This is a genomic window from Dichotomicrobium thermohalophilum, assembly GCF_003550175.1.
GTDB lineage: Bacteria > Pseudomonadota > Alphaproteobacteria > Rhizobiales > Rhodomicrobiaceae > Dichotomicrobium > Dichotomicrobium thermohalophilum.
In genome coordinates, this window is sequence record NZ_QXDF01000001.1 from 1,506,463 (window position 1) to 1,523,010 (window position 16,548).

Consider the following 16,548-nt stretch of genomic DNA (forward strand, 5'->3'; position numbering starts at 1 on the left):
TCGGAATGACAAAACCGGGGACGCCTCTACGCGCGATGATGGACCGAAATGCTCGTTCTGGCCGGGTGGCCTGGATTGGGCTGCGCCCGGCGCGCAAGGCCAAGATCGAGGCGGTCGAGACAGTTGAAGTTACGCAGGATGGGCTGGTGGGTGATCACTGGACGCGAGGTGGCCCGCGGGCGGTCACGCTCATTCAGTGGGAGCACCTGCCGGTGATTGGGGCGTTTCTGGGGCGCGAGGCGCCACCGCCGGAGCTTTTGCGCCGGAATATCGCGATCGCAGGCATCAACCTGTTGGGCTTGCGGCGGCGAACGTTCCAGATCGGACAGGTAGTGCTGCGTGGCACCGGGATTTGCGCCCCGTGCAGCCGGATGGAGCAGAACCTAGGGCCGGGCGGGTATTCAGCGGTGCGCCATCACGGCGGGATCGGTGCGGAGGTCATCAGGCCGGGGCATATTCAGCTTGGCGACCCGGTTCGCCTCGCGGAGGATCAGAGCGAGACCGGCCAGAGCTGATCGTTGAAGATCAGGTATTGCCGCCAGTCTGTCCCGAGCAGGTCGGGCCAGGGCGCATCGCGCGTGACGCGAAGCCCGCCCGTGAACGCCCCGAAGGCCGGCATGACGAGCCGTTTCGCCCCGGCGACGAAGCAGGGGCCGGTGATCTTGTGGCCCTTGAGGCGCAATTTCAGCTTGGGATGATAATGGCCGATGATCTGCGCGCCCGGTGCCTCAACCGGCTGGTGCGCAAGGGTCAGCCCCGCCAGGTCGAGCCGTGCCGCGCCACGCCCCGTCAGGCCATCCGGCGGCTCCGGATCGTGATTGCCGTTGACCCAAACCCAATCCGAGATGTCCTTCGCGATGTCTGCGAGACCGGCCTGATCCGCGGAAGAAAGCCGCCCGCGGGCTGAGCGATCATGGAAGCTGTCGCCAAGGCACACGACGCGGGCGGGGGAATAGGCCGCGACAATTTCCGCCAGCCGGCGCAGCGTCTCGCGCGTATCGCAGACCGGGACCGGCACCCCACGCGCGGCATAATACGACCCTTTTTCCAGATGAAGGTCGGAGACGATCAGCGTGTCCGCTTCGGGCAGATAGGCCCCGCCGCGCGCATCGAGCACGAGCGGGACGCCGGCGAAGGCGATCTGGCTCCGCGTGCGGTCGCTGACCGCTTCAGCCGGCCGCGGCACGCGCATCCTCCATCATCCGCTCCGCTTCGTCCTGCAGCGCGCTCTGGGCGAGCAGCGCCTCGATACCGCTGCCGCGCACCTGTTCCGCGCGGACCTGCATCAGCATCGGGATCGCCAGCGGCGAGGCGCGGCGCAAGGCCACGAAGCGCCAGTTCGGGTGGAACCGGCCCAGCATCCGCGACAGCCGCTTGAGATCGAGCAGTTCGCGCTCCGCCTCCCGGCGCGTCACGCTCAGCAGCACATGATCCGGCTCGTGCCGACGCAGCGTGTCGTAGATCAGGTCGGTGCTGAACGTCACCTGCTTCATGGTCTTGCGCTCGCCCGCGTAGTTCTGCTCGGTCAGCCCGGCAACAGTCGCCACCTGCCGGAAGGCGCGCTTGAGCATCGGCGATTCCGCGATCCATTCCTCAAGCTCGTCGCCGAGAATATCCGGCGCGAGGAGGGAGTCGATATGCGCGTCCGTCACTGTGGACAGATTCGTCACGGTGAGCCCGTAATCGCTGATCACGAAGCTGACCGGCTTGAGGCCCATACGCTCCATGCGCCGGGTGATGAGCATCCCGAGCGTCTGGTTCGCCTTGCGCCCCTCGAAGGTGTAGAAGACGGTGTAGCGCAGCCGGCCGCGCCCGAAATGTTCGATCAGCATGCTGTCCTCGTCGGGCAGGCGGGAGACCTGTTTCTGAAGCGCCAGCCAGTCGCGCACGCTCTCGGGCAGCGCGGCCCATGCGTCAGGCCGGGCGAACAGTTCGCGCACGCGCTCCGCAAGATAGGTCGATAGCGGCATCTGCCCGCCGACATAGGCCGGAACCTTCGGCTCGCCGCCCTTTGCGGCCCGCGCCTCAAGCGTCATGTCGCGCACGCGCTCGAAGCTCAGCACCTCGCCCGCGAACAGGAAGGTGTCGCCCGGCGTCAGCCCTTGCGCGAAATATTCCTCCACCTCGCCAAGCACGCGACCCCCGCGCGGGCCGAACATCTTTTTCACGCGCAGCCGGCTGGCCTCGACAATGGTGCCGATATTCTGGCGGTGACGGCGCGCGACGCGCTGATGCGTGAGGCGGTACAGGCCGTCGGTGCCCATCTGCAGGCGGCGATAGCGGGGATAGTTGCCCAGTACGGTGCCGCCATCGACGGCAAAGCGGAACAGCGCGTCAAACTCCGCGCGCGGCATCTCGGCATAGGGTGCGGCGCTCGTCACCTCGGCATAAAGCGCGTCGGGGCAAACCGGCGCGGCGCAGGCGCAGTTGACGATATACTGGATGACCGTGTCGCGCGTCGCGGTCCAGTCCTGCACGCCGTCGAGCACGCCGTTTTCAATTGCCTCGATGGCGGCGAGGCATTCCAGCGTCTCGAAACGGTTGGTTGGCACCAGCAGCGCGCGGCTCGGCTCATCCAGCCGGTGATTGGCGCGGCCGATCCGCTGCAACAGCCGGCTGACGCCCTTCGGCGCGCCGACCTGCACGACGAGATCGACATCGCCCCAGTCGATGCCGAGCTCCAGCGCCGAGGTGGCGACAACCGCGCGCAGCTTGCCGCTGGCCATCATCTCCTCGGTCTTGCGCCGCTGTTCCTTGTCGAGGCTGCCGTGATAGACGGTGATCGGCAGAGCGTCCTCGTTCGCCTGCCAGAGCCATTGCAGCATCAGTTCGGCCTGCGCGCGCGTGTTGACGAACAGGATCGACGTGCCCGCCGCGCGCACCGCCTCATATATCTCCGGGATCGCGTAGCGCGCCATGAAGCCACCATAGGGCAGGGGCGTTTCGGTGCGCAGCATCTCGATCTGCGGGCGCGGCGCGGCTTCGGCGATGTGGACGGTTGCGGGCGCGCCGCTGCTGCCGAGCCATTCGGCCAGCCCGTTCGGGTTGGCAACAGTGGCCGACAGGCCGAAGCGGACATGATCGGGCGCAAGTTGGCGCAGCCGGGCCAGCGCGAGCGCGGTGAAGTCGCCGCGTTTGGTCGCCGCGAAGCTGTGGGTCTCGTCGACGACGACCGCGCGCAGCCCGCCGAATATCCGCGGCGCATCCGTGTAGGACAACATTAGCATCAGCGATTCCGGCGTGGTCATCAGGATGTCCGGCGGCGTGCGGCGCTGGCGCTGGCGCTTCGCGCCCGGCGTGTCGCCGGTGCGGCTTTCGGTGCGCACGTTCAGGCCCATCCCTTCGATGGGCGCGGTCAGATTCCGGGCGATGTCATTGGTGAGCGCCTTGAGCGGCGATATATAGAGGGTGTGGAGGTGGCCGGTGCCGTTCTCGTGAATGTCGATCAGCGAGGGCAGCAGCCCGGCGAGCGTCTTGCCGCCGCCCGTCGGCGCGATCAGCAGGGTTGAGCGGCGCTCGCGGAACGCGCGGACAAGCGCGCGCTGATGATCATGCAGCCGCCAGCCGCGTGCGGTGAACCAGTCCGCGACGTAATCTGGTATGTCTGGCGTGCCGGTCATTCAAACAGCCGAAAGCGATTTTGCAAAAAGGTCAATCACACCCAAGCACTTGGATGGAGGTCCGGCCCGAGGGGCTGTTCTGCCGGCCCGGCGGGTTCTACATCGACCCCATCCGCCCGGTGAAACATGCGCTGATAACACACGGGCACGCCGATCACGCGCGCGCCGGGCATGAATGCGTTATGGCAACGCCGGAGACGCTGGCAATCATGGCGAGCCGCGCGGGCGCGGATTTCGCCGAGCATCAGATCCCCATGCCGTATGGCGAAGTTACGGGGACGAGCGGTGTCAGGATCAGCTTTCACCCGGCCGGGCACATCCTGGGCAGCGCGCAAATCCTGCTGGAACATGCCGATACGCGGCTGGTCGTCTCCGGCGACTACAAGCGCGAGCACGACCCGACCTGCGCGCCGTTCGAGCCGGTACCGTGCGACGTGTTCGTCACCGAAGCGACCTTCGGCCTGCCGGTGTTCCGCACGCCGCCGGTGGAAGGCGAGATCGACAAGCTGCTCGGCTCGCTGCGGCTGTTCCCGGAGCGGTGCCATGCCGTCGGCGTCTATGCGCTGGGCAAGTGTCAGAGGCTGATTCGCGCGCTGCGGGATGCCGGCTATGACCGGCCAATCTACCTGCATGGCGCGCTGGTGAAGCTGTGCGCGCTTTATGAAGAGCATGGCATCGCGCTTGGCGATCTCGTCCGCGTGTCGGAGGTGCCACGCGAGAAGCTGGCCGGCGAGATCGTACTATGTCCGCCCGGATCGCTGACCGATCGCTGGTCGCGCAAGCTGCCGAACGTCCTGCCCGCGATGGCCTCGGGCTGGATGCAGGTGCGCGCGCGGGCCAAGCAACGCCGGGTGGAGTTGCCGCTTATTATCTCCGATCACGCTGACTGGGACGACCTGATCCGCACGATCGAGGATGTCGGCGCGCGCGAAATCTGGGTCACGCATGGCCGCGAAGATGCGCTTGTTCATCAGGCCAAGCGCATGGGGCTGAAAGCGCGGGCGCTGTCGCTGATTGGCTACGAGGAGGACGCGGCAGACTAGGCGCGTTCCGAAAAGCATGTCCCGGCCTCAGAGCCGGGATCAGAACCGGTTTTCGGACAAAACGCGCGAAACGGAAAAAAGCCATGCATGATTTTTCGGCGCTGCTTGAGCGGCTCTATTTCACCTACGGGAACAATGACAAGGCCGCGATCATCAACGACTATCTCGCGCGCACGCCGGACCCGGACCGCGGCTGGGCAATCGCGGCGATCGCGGGCGAATTGCGCTTCGACCTGTTCAAGAGTTCGCTCGTGCGCGATCTCGTGAAAGAGCGGGTCGATCCGGTGCTGTTCGATCTGTCCTACGATTATGTCGGCGAACTGTCAGAGACGGTCGCGCATCTCTGGCCGGTGAGCAAAAACGCCAAGCGGCTCAACCGCCTGCCGCCGCTGCACGAGGTCGTGGAGAAGTTCTCGACGCTGCCGAAGGGCGAGATCGCGGCCTATCTCGTCGACTTGCTGGACAATGCCACGGCGCAGGAGCGCTGGGCGCTCATCAAGCTCGGCACGCGCGGCCTGCGCATCGGCATGTCGGCGCGGTTCCTGAAGCGTTGCCTTGCGGAGTATGGCGGCGTCGATGTCAGTGAGGTCGAGGAAGTCTGGCACGCGCTGTCCCCGCCCTATGAGGAGCTGTTCGCCTGGCTCGAAGGACAGGCCGAGAAGCCGCGCACCGGCGATGCGGTCGTGTTCCATCCGGTGATGCTGGCGCATCCGATCGAGGACGGCGAACTCGACACCATCACGCCGGACGCCTTTCAGGCCGAATGGAAATATGACGGCGTGCGCGTGCAGGCGGTGAGCACGCCGGAGGGCCGCGCGCTGTTCTCGCGCACGGGCGATGACATGAGCGCGGCGTTCCCCGATGTCGTCGCGCGGATGGATTTTACCGGCGTGTTCGACGGCGAGCTATTGGTACGCAACAACGGCGCGCTCGGCACCTTCAACGACCTGCAGAAACGGCTGAACCGCAAGCGCCCGGAAAAGAAGCTGATGGCCGAGTTGCCGGGCCATCTGATCCTCTATGATGTGCTCAAGCTCAATGGAGAAGACTTGCGCCCTCTGACTCTGGATGAGCGCCGCGCCCGACTGCATGAGTGGTTCGCCTTGCACCAGCCCCAGGGCATGTCGCTGTCAGACCGGCTCGATTTTGCGTCTCCTCAGGAGCTTCAGAATCTGCGCGCGCGCGTCAGCGACGGCGATGAGCCGGACCTTGCCACCGTTGAAGGGCTGATGCTCAAGCGACGCGACACAGCCTATATCCCCGGCCGTCCAAAGGGTGCGTGGTACAAGTGGAAGCGCGATCCGCTGCTGGTCGATGCCGTGCTGATGTACGCCCAGCGCGGCCATGGCAAGCGCTCATCCTTTTATTCCGACTACACTTTCGGCGTCTGGCACGGCGACGAGCTGTTGCCCGTCGGCAAGGCCTATTTCGGCTTCACCGACGACGAGCTGAAGGAGCTGGACAAGTGGGTGCGGAACAACACGGTGGCGCGCTTTGGTCCGGTGCGCGAGGTGGCAAAGGCGCTGGTCTTCGAGGTCGCGTTCGATTCCCTACACCCCTCGACCCGCCACAAATGTGGCCTGGCCATGCGCTTTCCCCGGATCAACCGGATTCGCTGGGACAAGCCCGCCGCCGAAGCCGATCGGCTCGAGACACTGGCGACGCTGGTTCGCTGAGAAAACGCGCAAAAACCTGCGGCGCGCGTTGACACTGGCGCGCCCCTCACTCATATTCACGTCAATCGCCGATGGACGGCGCAGCGGCTTCTGAAGTCTGGTCCCGGCGTTATCTTTAATCTCTGTCTTCTCCGATTTGCGCGCGGTGAGGACGTTTGCCTCAGTCGGGCTTGCGTTCACGATGACGTTTCGCCACTGCCTGTCGCATCGGAAGAAGGTACTGATCTCTTGACGACATTTGAGCACCTTGGGCTTTCCAAGGCTCTCGCCGACGTGTTGGCTGGCTTGGACTACAGCCAACCCACTCCCATCCAACAACAAGCCATTCCGCCGCTGATGCGCGGTAAGGACATCCTGGCGCTGGCGCAGACCGGCACCGGCAAGACGGCCGCGTTTACGCTGCCGATTCTGGAGCGGCTCAGCCATGACAAGCGCCCGCCGCTGCCCGGCCAGCCCAAGGCGCTGATCCTCGCGCCGACGCGCGAACTCGCTCAGCAGATCGCCGAAAGCCTGCGCAGTTATGGCCGCAAGCTCCGGCTGCGCCACGGCATCGTCGTCGGCGGCGTCGCGGCGCGTCCGCAGATCAAGGCGCTGCGCGACGGCGTTGACGTTCTGGTCGCGACAACCGGGCGGCTGCTCGATCACATCGAGCAAGGGCATGTGCGCCTGCAGAACACCGGCATCCTCGTGCTCGATGAGGCCGACCGGATGTTCGACATGGGCTTCATTCGCGACGTGCGTAAGATCGCTGCGATGATGCCGGCTGAGCGCCAGACAGCGCTCTTCTCCGCGACAATGCCGGATGAGATCGCCAAGCTCTCCCGCGAAATCCTTACGGAGCCGGTGCGGGTGGAAATCGCCGCGAAGACGCTAACGGTCGACAGGGTCCGCCAGAACGTGATGTTCGTGGAGCAGGGCGGGAAGCTCGGGGCCCTCAAGGGGCTTTTGAGCGATGCGGCCTGCGAACGCACCATCGTCTTCACCCGGACCAAACGCGGGGCTGATCGGCTTGCCCGGCAACTGATCAAGGGTGACACGACAGCCGAGGCGATTCACGGCGACAAGTCGCAGTCTGCCCGGCAGCGCGCTCTGGCCCGCTTCAGCGATGGCAAGGCACAGGTTCTTGTCGCCACGGACGTGGCTGCGCGCGGGATCGACATCGACAATGTGACCCACGTCATCAACTACGATCTGCCTGGCGAGCCGGAGAGCTACGTGCACCGAATCGGGCGGACTGCCCGTGCGGGGCTGAGCGGTACCGCGATCTCGCTTTGCACCCCGGCCGATCGCGGCAATCTCAAGGCGATCGAAAAGCTGACGCGCCGCCGGATGGACGTGATTGGCGGCGAGGCCACCCCAGGTGAAGCGCCTTCGTCATCGGCACCGGCAGCGCAGGACAAGCCTGCTGCCGCGCGGCGCCCGCGCCGGCGCAACCGGCGGCCCGCCCCTTCCCGAAACGCAGCGTAACGACGGCCGAGACAATGAGAGACGGCCGGCGGGGCGCGCGATATCCCCATCCCAATTCCACTCAACAGGCAAAGGAGAACTTGATATGCCGAGCGGAACCGTAAAATTCTTCAACACGCAGAAGGGCTATGGTTTTATTCAGCCCGACGAGGGCGGCAAGGATGTGTTCGTGCACATCAGCGCCGTTGAACGGGCGGGTATTCCGAACCCAGATGAAGGACAGCGTTTGAACTACGAACTGGAACAGGACCGTCAGGGCCGCACCGCGGCGACGAACCTCCGGGTCGAGTAACGCACCGGCGGGCTGGTGATCGCGCCTTGCGATGATCGCCGGCCCGGCCGCCCGCTTACTGGTGTGCAGCGGCGCGGCGGTCCGCAAACATCAGGAGTGCCAATGGCAAAGGAAGAAGTCCTCGAATTTGAAGGCGTCGTGAACGACGTGCTGCCCGACGGGCGTTTCCGCGTCCAACTCGACAACGGGCACGAGATCATCGCCTACACGGCCGGGCGCATGAAGCGTAACCGCATCCGCACCATTGCGGGCGACCGCGTCACCGTGGAGATGACCCCGTACGACCTGGACAAAGGGCGTATCGTTTTCCGCCACAAGACCGATACCGGACCGGGCCCCTCGGGTGGCCAGCGCCGTCCACCGCGCCGGCGATAAAAGACGCGCCTCAGAGGCAAGGTTGCTTCAATAGCACGCTGCAAAACGGATGGCCGCGCTCGGAGCCGTGTAGTATCGTGATCGCATGACCTGTCCCGAATACGGGCTGGGCGAGCGTATCGCCGACGGAATCATTCACGTTTTAGGTGTCGGCGGCAGCCTGATCGCCGTGGCCATACTCATCGCGATCGCGGTTTCGACGCTTCCCCTTGGCGTGACCGCGAGCCTTGCGGTTTACGGTCTGGCGATGATTGCGATGTTCGGCTTTTCGGCCGCCTATCATCTCGTTCCGCTGCCGGATTGGAAGCTGTTTTTGCGCAAGCTCGACCAGGCCGCAATCTTCATCAAGATCGCCGGCACGTATACACCATTCGCGCTCGTCAAGATGGGCGGCTTTGCTGGCTATACGCTGTTCAGCGTGGTCTGGGCGGTGGCTCTGTCCGGGGCGGCGGCCAAGCTGTTCATCGAGCCCAAGCGTGACTGGTTTTCGGTCCCGCTTTATCTGGCTCTGGGATGGGCCGGGCTGGCCGCGATCCAACCGTTGGTGATGTCGGTGCCGACCGAGTCGCTGATCCTGCTCGGGGTCGGCGGCGCAATCTACACCGTTGGCGTGCTGTTCCACATATGGGATAGCCTGCCTTATCAGAATGCAATCTGGCACTTGTTCGTGCTGGCGGGGACGGCCTGCCACTTCGCGGCTGTTACGCTGGCGGTGTTTGACTGATCTCGCCCATTGCTGAGAGGGACTTGCGGTCGAAGGTCACCGCCTTGACGATGGCGTAGATGGGCGTGCCGGGCGCCAGGCCGAGTTCCGCGACCGTCTTGCGGGTGATGCGCGAACGCAGGCTCGCCCCGCCAATGTCGACCAGCGTTTCAGCGAAGGCGGTATCCGGCTCCTCCACGATTTCGCGGATGGTCCCGCGCAGGACATTGCGCGCGCTGATGCCCGATGGGCGCTGGGTTGCCAGCATCACGTCGCGGGCGCGCACGCGCAGCCGGACCTGCGCTCCTACCGCTACGTCTGTGCGGGGCGCTTCAATCCGTTGCCCGGCATGGTCGAGCATGGTGAGCTGGTAGGCGTCATTGTGGCCGATGACCGTTGCTGTCAGCACGGCACCGGCCTCGAAGCGGCCGGTCTCCGGGTAGAGGTCCAGCCGCGTCAGCACATCGGCCACTGCGCCTTGCGCTGCCACGCGCCCCTCCGAGAGGACCAGCATCCTGTCGGCCAGCCGCGTGACCTCTGCCATGTTGTGCGTTACGTAGATGGTCGGTACGCGGAACACGCCCGGTAGCCGCTCGATATAGGGCAGGATATCGGCCTTGCGCTTTTCATCGAGCGAGGCGAGCGGCTCATCCATCAGCATCAGGCGCGGGTGGGCAAGCAGCGCCCGGCCCAGCGCGACGCGCTGGCGCTCGCCGCCTGAAAGTTCCGTCGTGCGCCGATTGAGCAGCGGGCCGAGATCAAGACTGTCGACGACATCGTCGAACCGGATCGCGCAGCCGTCGCCCGCGCGGCGCGCGCTGTAGCGCAGATTGCCGGCGACCGAGAGATGTGCGAACAACCGCGCATCCTGAAAGACGTAGCCAATCCCGCGCCGATGCGGTGGCACGGTCCGCCCGTTGTCGTCCTGCCAAACCTCCTCGCCGAAGCGTACGACGCCGCGCGCGCGCTTTTCCAGCCCGCTGATGATGCGCAAAAGCGTGCTCTTGCCGGAGCCGCTCGCGCCAAACAGCGCCGTCACGCCGTCAAGTGGCAGCGCGCAATCAACGTCAAGCGTGAACGCCGAAAAGGCGATATTCACATCGCAGTGCAGGGTGGTCACCGCTGCCCTCCCGCATGGATCGGGAAGCGCCGGTTCACCGCATAGACGAGCAGCAGCACCAGGAACGAGAAGATCAGCAGGATCGCGGAGAGGAGGTGCGCGTCGGCATAGTTGATCGTCTCGACATGCTCATAGATGGCGATGGAGATCACCCGCGTCTCGCCGGGGATGTTGCCCCCTACCATGAGCACGACACCGAACTCGCCCATCGTATGCGCGAAAGTCAGCACCGTGGCCGTGAGATACCCGCGCAGTGCCAAGGGCGACGCGACCGTGAAAAAGGCATCAAGCGGCGAGGCGCGCAGCATCGCGGCGGCCTCAAGCGGTCCGCGCCCGAGCGTTTCAAACGCGGCCTGAAGCGGCTGGACAGTGAAGGGCAGCGAGTAGATGACCGACGCCACGACAAGGCCAGTGAAGGAAAAGGTCAGTGCCGAGCCGGTGATGTCGACCCACAGGCCGCCAAGCGCGGCATTCGGACTGAGGAAGACAAGCAGATAGAAGCCCAGGACTGTCGGCGGCAGCACCAGAGGCAGCGCCGTGATCGCCTCGATACTGGACTTCAGCCGGGACCTGGTGAAAGCCAGCCACCACGCCAGCGGCGTCCCCAGCAGGAGCAGCAACGCGGTCGTGACCGCGGAAAGCTGAACGGTGAGCCAGAGCGGGCCCAAATCCGGCAGGCTCATGCGCTCACTCCACCGCGTAACCGAAGCGCTTGATGACGTCGCGTGCCGCTTCGGAGCGCAGGAAGTCCGCGAAGGCTCGTGCAGCCGCGTTGTCCGTCCCATGTTTCAGCAGGACGGCATCCTGCCGGATCGGATCATGGGCCTTAGCGGGCACGTCCCAGTGGCTGCCAGGCTGTTCGTTCCGTGGGCTGACCACATAGGACTTTGCAACAAAGCCGAGCTGCGCGTTTTGCGTGGCGACCATCGAGAAGGTCTGGCCGATGTTCTGGCCCATCACGATCCGGTCGGCCAGCGCGTCCCACAAGTCGTAATGCTGGAGCGTCTGTTTGGCGGCGAGGCCGTAGGGCGCGAGATCCGGGTTGGCGATGGCGAGGTTGTCGAAGGTCCCGTTCTTCAGCGTCTGTAGCCCGTCGGCTGCGACACCTTCAGGGCGCGGGCTCCACAGCACGATTTGCCCGACGGCGTAGGTAAAACGCGAGCCGGGGACCGCCTCGCCTTCCGCCGCCAGCCGCTCTGGGCGGGCCTGATCGGCGGCGAGGAAAACATCGAACGGCGCGCCGTTCTTGATCTGGGCGTAGAGCTTGCCCGTGGAGCCGGTGGTCACGGTAAGGCTGTTGCCGCTGGTCTCTTCGAACATGGTTTCGAGTTCTTCGGCGACCTCTTGAAAATTGGCGGCCACGGCCACGATAGCCTCGCCTGCGCGCGCTGATGCCGGTGCGGCAGTGATGATGATCGCGGCAAGGCCGACAAGCCAAAACCGGCATGGGGCGCCGAAAAACCTCTCGCTCATGACTCCCTCCCGACGTGTCTCCTCGTCCGTTATGTCCGAGGAAACATATCGGCTTGGTCAGCGTGGCGCAACGTTATTTCTGCTCGGACATATCGCGCAGCAGCGCGCGCATCTCGCGCATCTCCTCCTCGACTGCCTCGGCGGCCTTGACCTCCATGCGCCGGTAGTGCGCCAGCACCTGCTCGCCCGTTTCGGTCAGCCTTGCGCCGCCCTGGCTGCGCCCGCCCCGGCTCGTCTCCACCAGCGGCTGCTGGAAACGGGCGTTCATGGTGTCGACCAGCAGCCAGGCGCGTTTGTAGCTCATGTTCATGCGCCGGCCGGCCGCGGCGATGGAGCCGGTTTCACGTATGCCCTCGAGGATTTCGGCCTTGCCCGGCCCGATGGCGAAGTCCGGATCGAGAAAGACGCGCAGCCGGATCCCGGCCTTGTTCAGTTTGGACGGCATGAACCGCACCGTCGCCCGATCCGGAAGCGCGCGCAAGACATTCGTCCTGCCCTTCCTCGGCCCCGATTGGGGCCGTTGACGACTGCGCGAGAACGCCGCATATGAAAAATGGATGCTTGGAACGCAGTTGCGAATGTTGCGTTTACTGAGAGCACAACACACGGAAAGGAGGGATATTCATGGTGTGGAATCCATTGATGCCGAGTAATCGCTCTACGGCGGTTCGCCGCGACCGCGAGGATGATCCCTTCGCGCTGATGCGCCGCGAGATGGACCGGGTTTTCGATGACTTCATGCGCGGGTTCGGGACGCCGGGGCCCACTCTGCCCGAAGGCGTGCTCTCGCCACGTGTGAATGTCGTGGAAAACGAACAGGGTCTGGAAATCACCGCCGAGCTTCCCGGCGTCGACCAGAAGGACATCGAGCTGGACCTGAGCGAGGGCATTCTGACGCTCAAGGCCGAGCACAAGGAGGACAAGGAGGAAAAAGACGAGAACCAGCGTTACCACGTGGTCGAGCGCGCCTACGGCACGTTCATGCGCCGCTTCGCGATCCCCTTTGAGCCTGATCAGGATAAGGTCGAGGCGAGCTTTGACAACGGCGTACTGAAGGTGTCTATCCCGCGTTCGCCGGAAGCCGAGAAACAGACCCGCAAGATCCAGATCAAGAGCAGCTGAGGCTGCTGCTGGCGGGCGTGGCGTCGGTGTGGCGCTGCGCCCGCCGTCCGTGATCGGTTGACAGACATCAAAGCCCGGGCGCATCCCTTTCCCCATCATGCTATAATCCGGTGCATAAAAGCACACCCCAAGGGAGCGCCTCATGAACCTCAAGACCGTCCTCGCCTATCTGCCGTCCGAAGAGCTTGCCGAACCCGTGCTGAAAGGGGCCGTCGCGCTGGCCAAGGCGCACGAGGCTCATGTGGTCGGCTTGCATCTGGAGGCCTCCTACTACCCGGCTTATGGCGAAGTGGCGATCGCCATGCCGCCGGATGTCATCGAGCAGATGCGCAAGCCCCTGCGCGAGCGGGCGAAGAAGCTGGAGGAGAGCTTCAAGAAGCGCATGGCTGAGGAGAACATCAGCTCGGAATGGCGCTCGGGTACAACGGAATACAGCACGCTGCCGGGGCGGATCGTCGAGGAAGCGGTGAGCGCGGACATGGTGCTCTGCCCGCAGGTCGAACCGGAAAACGTGGATGTGACGACGCTCGATCTGCCCGAGCGGCTCATTCTTGAAGGCGGACGCCCGGTCCTTGTCGTACCCCCGGAGAAGGACGTGCAGATCCCGCCCAAGCGCGTCCTGATCGCCTGGAACAATTCACCGCAATCGGCACGCGCGGTGTTTGATTCGCTCGACCTGATGAAAGATGCCGAGGCTATCACGGTGCTGACGCTGGCCGGGAACGCCGACGAAAGGCGCGCAGCCGAGGAACACGCCAACAATCTGGCCGCCAATCTTGGTCGCCACGGGCTGAAGTCGAAGGTCGAGGCTGTCGAGATCGGCAATACCTCTGCTAGCGATTATCTGGCCTCGCGGGTGGATGAGGACGGCGCGGACCTGATGGTGATGGGCTGCTATGGGCATTCGCGGTTCCGAGAACTGGTGTTCGGCGGCGTCACGCGGGACATGCTCGGCGGGATCAAGGTGCCCACGGTTATGTCTCACTAAAAACCGAAGGGATCGGGAGGATCATAAATGGGCCTGAAAAAGGTGCGGCTCGAACTTGCGCGCGACCATGAGTTTCCGCGGGGCAGCCGGCGGCACGGCTATGACCTCGTCGCGCCGCTGGACGAGAACGGAAAGCTCGACCCCGAGCTATGGAAGAAGGAGCGCGAGCATTGCCGGGTTCTGCGCTTCTGGGGCGACGAGGAAGACGAGCTCGGCCATCTGGTGCGCAAACCCGGCGGACACTGGGCCTTTCACTACGATATTTACGGCGAAGAGGACGACGACGAGGCGGGCTTCCGCTTCAATGACGAGCACTTCATCCCCGGCGAATACGTCTCGATTCACGAGCAGGACGAGACCATGCGCACCTTCCGCGTCGTGACGGTGGAAGACGTGAAGTTCGAGGATTAAAGCGCTTTTCGAGCAGTAATGCAGCGCGATAGTCGTCATTGCCGGACTTGATCCGGCAATCCAGCATCTGGTCCTGGCTTCGGCCATGGACGCCCGTGTTCCCCGGATCCCTGTCCGGGGACAGGAAAGCACGGGTATGACGTAGCCCCGATTGCTCGAAGATCGCTTCAACCCTCGGCGGCCATGAACTGGCGAAGCCGTGCAATCGCCTCGGGCGAATCCCACTCGGCGGGGCCGATCATCCGTGCGATTTCGCGGCCCTGCTCGTCGATGATGAGCGTGGCCGGCAAGCCCATGACCTCCAGCTTGAAGTTGAGCCGGGCGGTTTCATCGAGCAGCAAGGGCAGGTTGTCTGCCCCGATCTCGTCGAGGAAACCGCGCGGTTTCTTCAGCCCGCCGCGATCCACGCTGATCGGCAGTACGGCGAAATTCTCGCCGCCAAGCTTGGCCTCAAGGCGATCAAGCGACGGCATCTCTTCCTTGCACGGGGCGCACCATGTCGCCCAGATGTTCACGAGCAGGAGCTTGCCGCGCCAATCCGCCAGCGTGCGTGTCTCGCCCTCGCCATCGATGAAGGAGAACTCCGGCACCTCGCGCGGCGCGCCGTGAACGACAAGCTTGTCGAGGCCGGTATCCTTTTGCGCGGCCTGCGCGGCGTGGCCCGCGCTTGACGTCGGCTGCTGGGCGACCGTGACCGGCTGCTGCACCGGCGTTACCATGAACTCCGCTGCCGCGAAGCCCGCGATTGCCGCGAGCGCCATCCCCGCGATATAGGTGGTGAAACCGGGGCCGCGCGGTGTCTTGTTAGCCGACTTGCCATTCATGCGCGCCATCTCGTCCACTTGGCTGTTAAAGAAACGAACCTCTCATGGGCAATAAAATGTGGGGCGGGCGGTTTGCAAGCGCCGCCGACGCCATCATGGCGGAGATCAACGCCTCGATCGACTTCGATAAACGTCTGTACCGCCAGGATATCGCGGGCTCGAAGGCGCATGCCGCCATGCTCGCGGACTGCGGCATCTTAACGCGCGAGGAAGCCGAGAAGATCGCCGCCGGGCTCGACCAGGTCGAGCAGGAGATCGCCGAAGACCGTTTCGCCTTGTCGCGTGACCTCGAAGACATCCACATGAATGTCGAGGCGCGCCTGGCTGAACTGATCGGACCGGCCGCGGGCAAGCTGCACACCGCGCGCTCGCGCAACGATCAGGTGGCCACCGATCTGCGGCTTTACATCCGCGATGCGCTCGACGCCCTGGCGGCGGAGATCACGAGGCTACAGACTGCACTCGCCCGGAAGGCTGAAGCCCATGCGGGCGACGTGATGCCCGGCTTCACACACCTGCAGACCGCCCAGCCGGTCACCTTTGGCCACCACCTCATGGCCTATGTCGAGATGTTCGCCCGCGACCGCGGCCGGCTCATGGATGCGCGTGCCCGGCTCAACGACAGCCCGCTGGGCGCGGCGGCGCTGGCGGGGACGTCCTTCCCGATTGACCGCGCGGCGACGGCGAGCGCGCTCGGCTTCGACCGGCCGATGGCGAATTCGCTGGACGCCGTCTCGGCGCGCGACTTCGTCATGGAGACGCTGGCGGCGGGAACGATCCTCGCGGTGCATCTGTCGCGGCTGGCCGAGGAAATCGTCCTTTGGTGCTCCGCCGAGTTCGGGTTCGCCACGCTGTCGGACCGCTTCACGACCGGCTCCTCGATCATGCCGCAGAAGCGCAACCCGGACGCCGCGGAACTGGTGCGCGCCAAGGTCGGGCGCATCGCGGGCGCGTTCCACGCGTTGACAATGGTGATGAAGGGCCTGCCGCTCGCCTATTCCAAGGACATGCAGGAGGACAAGGAGCCAGCCTTCGAGGCGCTCGATGCGCTCGCGCTGATGCTCCCGGCGATGACGGGCATGATTGACGATCTGCAGCCCAACACCGAGCGGATGCGCGAAGCCGCCGCGCGCGGCTATTCAACGGCAACCGACCTGGCCGACTGGCTGGTGCGCGCGCTCGGGATGCCGTTCCGCGAGGCGCATCACGTCACCGGGCGCATTGTCCGGCTGGCTGAAGAGCGCGGACTGGCGCTGGAGGCAGTGCCGCTGGCGGAGATGCAAGCGATCGAACCAAGGATTACCGCGGATGTCTTCAACGTCCTCTCGGTCGAGAATTCGGTCGCGAGCCGGGTGAGCTTTGGGGGCACAGCGCCGGAAAATGTGCGCGCGCAGGCCAGCGCATGGTTGCAACGCCTTGCCGATGAGGCTTAAT

General features: G+C 64.8%; 18 protein-coding genes. 11 read left to right on the forward strand and 7 right to left on the reverse strand.

What is annotated here, in order from left to right:
• Window positions 1-5: 5 nt before the first annotated feature.
• Window positions 6-515, forward strand: a complete 510-nt coding sequence (locus BXY53_RS06905; protein WP_119061111.1) for an MOSC domain-containing protein — start codon at window positions 6-8, stop codon at window positions 513-515.
• On the opposite strand, the gene pdeM is transcribed toward BXY53_RS06905, so the two are convergent.
• Both pdeM and BXY53_RS06915 read right to left on the reverse strand, forming a co-directional pair.
• Window positions 491-1,186: a ligase-associated DNA damage response endonuclease PdeM gene (pdeM, locus tag BXY53_RS06910; protein ID WP_170144366.1), complete on the reverse strand. Its 696-nt coding sequence runs from the start codon at window positions 1,184-1,186 to the stop codon at window positions 491-493. The genes BXY53_RS06905 and pdeM overlap by 25 nt on opposite strands.
• Entirely contained in the window at window positions 1,170-3,620 is a 2,451-nt protein-coding gene (locus tag BXY53_RS06915; protein ID WP_119061113.1) for a ligase-associated DNA damage response DEXH box helicase, read from the reverse strand. Before BXY53_RS06915 ends, pdeM begins: the two co-directional genes overlap by 17 nt.
• 53 nt (window positions 3,621-3,673) lie before the next feature.
• Between BXY53_RS06915 and BXY53_RS06920 the strand changes: the two genes are divergently transcribed.
• The 6 genes from BXY53_RS06920 (at window position 3,674) to trhA (ending at window position 9,197) form a co-directional block, all read left to right on the forward strand.
• Window positions 3,674-4,663 carry a ligase-associated DNA damage response exonuclease gene (locus tag BXY53_RS06920; protein ID WP_119061114.1) on the forward strand — a complete coding sequence of 330 codons (990 nt, stop codon included), beginning with the start codon at window positions 3,674-3,676 and terminating at the stop codon, window positions 4,661-4,663.
• Between the two features lie 83 nt (window positions 4,664-4,746).
• Window positions 4,747-6,339, forward strand: coding sequence for a cisplatin damage response ATP-dependent DNA ligase (locus BXY53_RS06925; protein ID WP_119061115.1), 1,593 nt, complete (start codon window positions 4,747-4,749; stop codon window positions 6,337-6,339).
• A gap of 228 nt (window positions 6,340-6,567) precedes the next feature.
• On the forward strand, window positions 6,568-7,806 hold the full coding sequence (locus BXY53_RS06930) for a DEAD/DEAH box helicase (RefSeq protein WP_210209164.1): 1,239 nt from the start codon (window positions 6,568-6,570) through the stop codon (window positions 7,804-7,806).
• An 85-nt stretch (window positions 7,807-7,891) separates the two neighbouring features.
• Window positions 7,892-8,098, forward strand: coding sequence for a cold-shock protein (locus BXY53_RS06935; RefSeq protein WP_119061117.1), 207 nt, complete (start codon window positions 7,892-7,894; stop codon window positions 8,096-8,098).
• Between the two features lie 102 nt (window positions 8,099-8,200).
• Window positions 8,201-8,473, forward strand: coding sequence for a translation initiation factor IF-1 (infA, locus tag BXY53_RS06940; RefSeq protein WP_119061118.1), 273 nt, complete (start codon window positions 8,201-8,203; stop codon window positions 8,471-8,473).
• Window positions 8,474-8,558: 85 nt separating this feature from the next.
• Entirely contained in the window at window positions 8,559-9,197 is a 639-nt protein-coding gene (gene trhA, locus BXY53_RS06945; protein WP_119061119.1) for a PAQR family membrane homeostasis protein TrhA, read from the forward strand.
• Here the strand turns inward: trhA and modC are convergent.
• The 4 genes from modC to BXY53_RS06965 form a co-directional block, all read right to left on the reverse strand.
• The gene (gene modC / locus BXY53_RS06950; RefSeq protein ID WP_210209165.1) at window positions 9,175-10,296 is read right to left on the reverse strand and encodes a molybdenum ABC transporter ATP-binding protein; all 1,122 of its coding nucleotides are present in this window, start codon (window positions 10,294-10,296) and stop codon (window positions 9,175-9,177) included. The genes trhA and modC overlap by 23 nt on opposite strands.
• Window positions 10,293-10,979, reverse strand: coding sequence for a molybdate ABC transporter permease subunit (gene modB / locus BXY53_RS06955; RefSeq protein WP_119061120.1), 687 nt, complete (start codon window positions 10,977-10,979; stop codon window positions 10,293-10,295). The genes modC and modB overlap by 4 nt, the downstream gene beginning before the upstream one ends.
• Window positions 10,980-10,983: 4 nt before the next feature.
• Window positions 10,984-11,769 (reverse strand): molybdate ABC transporter substrate-binding protein, encoded by a 786-nt coding sequence (gene modA, locus BXY53_RS06960; protein WP_119061121.1) that lies wholly within the window; start codon window positions 11,767-11,769, stop codon window positions 10,984-10,986.
• A gap of 73 nt (window positions 11,770-11,842) precedes the next feature.
• Entirely contained in the window at window positions 11,843-12,214 is a 372-nt protein-coding gene (locus BXY53_RS06965; RefSeq protein ID WP_119061813.1) for a winged helix-turn-helix domain-containing protein, read from the reverse strand.
• A 197-nt stretch (window positions 12,215-12,411) separates the two neighbouring features.
• Between BXY53_RS06965 and BXY53_RS06970 the strand changes: the two genes are divergently transcribed.
• The 3 genes from BXY53_RS06970 (at window position 12,412) to BXY53_RS06980 (ending at window position 14,290) form a co-directional block, all read left to right on the forward strand.
• A complete protein-coding gene (locus tag BXY53_RS06970; protein ID WP_245410383.1) occupies window positions 12,412-12,891 on the forward strand; it encodes an Hsp20/alpha crystallin family protein in 480 nt (159 codons plus the stop codon).
• A 142-nt stretch (window positions 12,892-13,033) separates the two neighbouring features.
• Window positions 13,034-13,879, forward strand: coding sequence for a universal stress protein (locus BXY53_RS06975; RefSeq protein WP_119061122.1), 846 nt, complete (start codon window positions 13,034-13,036; stop codon window positions 13,877-13,879).
• 27 nt (window positions 13,880-13,906) lie between these two features.
• Complete coding sequence (locus tag BXY53_RS06980) at window positions 13,907-14,290, forward strand: hypothetical protein (protein ID WP_119061123.1); 384 nt, start codon at window positions 13,907-13,909, stop codon at window positions 14,288-14,290.
• Window positions 14,291-14,457: 167 nt separating this feature from the next.
• On the opposite strand, the gene BXY53_RS06985 is transcribed toward BXY53_RS06980, so the two are convergent.
• Window positions 14,458-15,123 carry a TlpA family protein disulfide reductase gene (locus tag BXY53_RS06985; protein ID WP_119061124.1) on the reverse strand — a complete coding sequence of 222 codons (666 nt, stop codon included), beginning with the start codon at window positions 15,121-15,123 and terminating at the stop codon, window positions 14,458-14,460.
• A gap of 35 nt (window positions 15,124-15,158) precedes the next feature.
• Between BXY53_RS06985 and argH the strand changes: the two genes are divergently transcribed.
• Entirely contained in the window at window positions 15,159-16,547 is a 1,389-nt protein-coding gene (gene argH, locus BXY53_RS06990; protein ID WP_119061125.1) for an argininosuccinate lyase, read from the forward strand.
• Window position 16,548 lies beyond the last annotated feature (1 nt).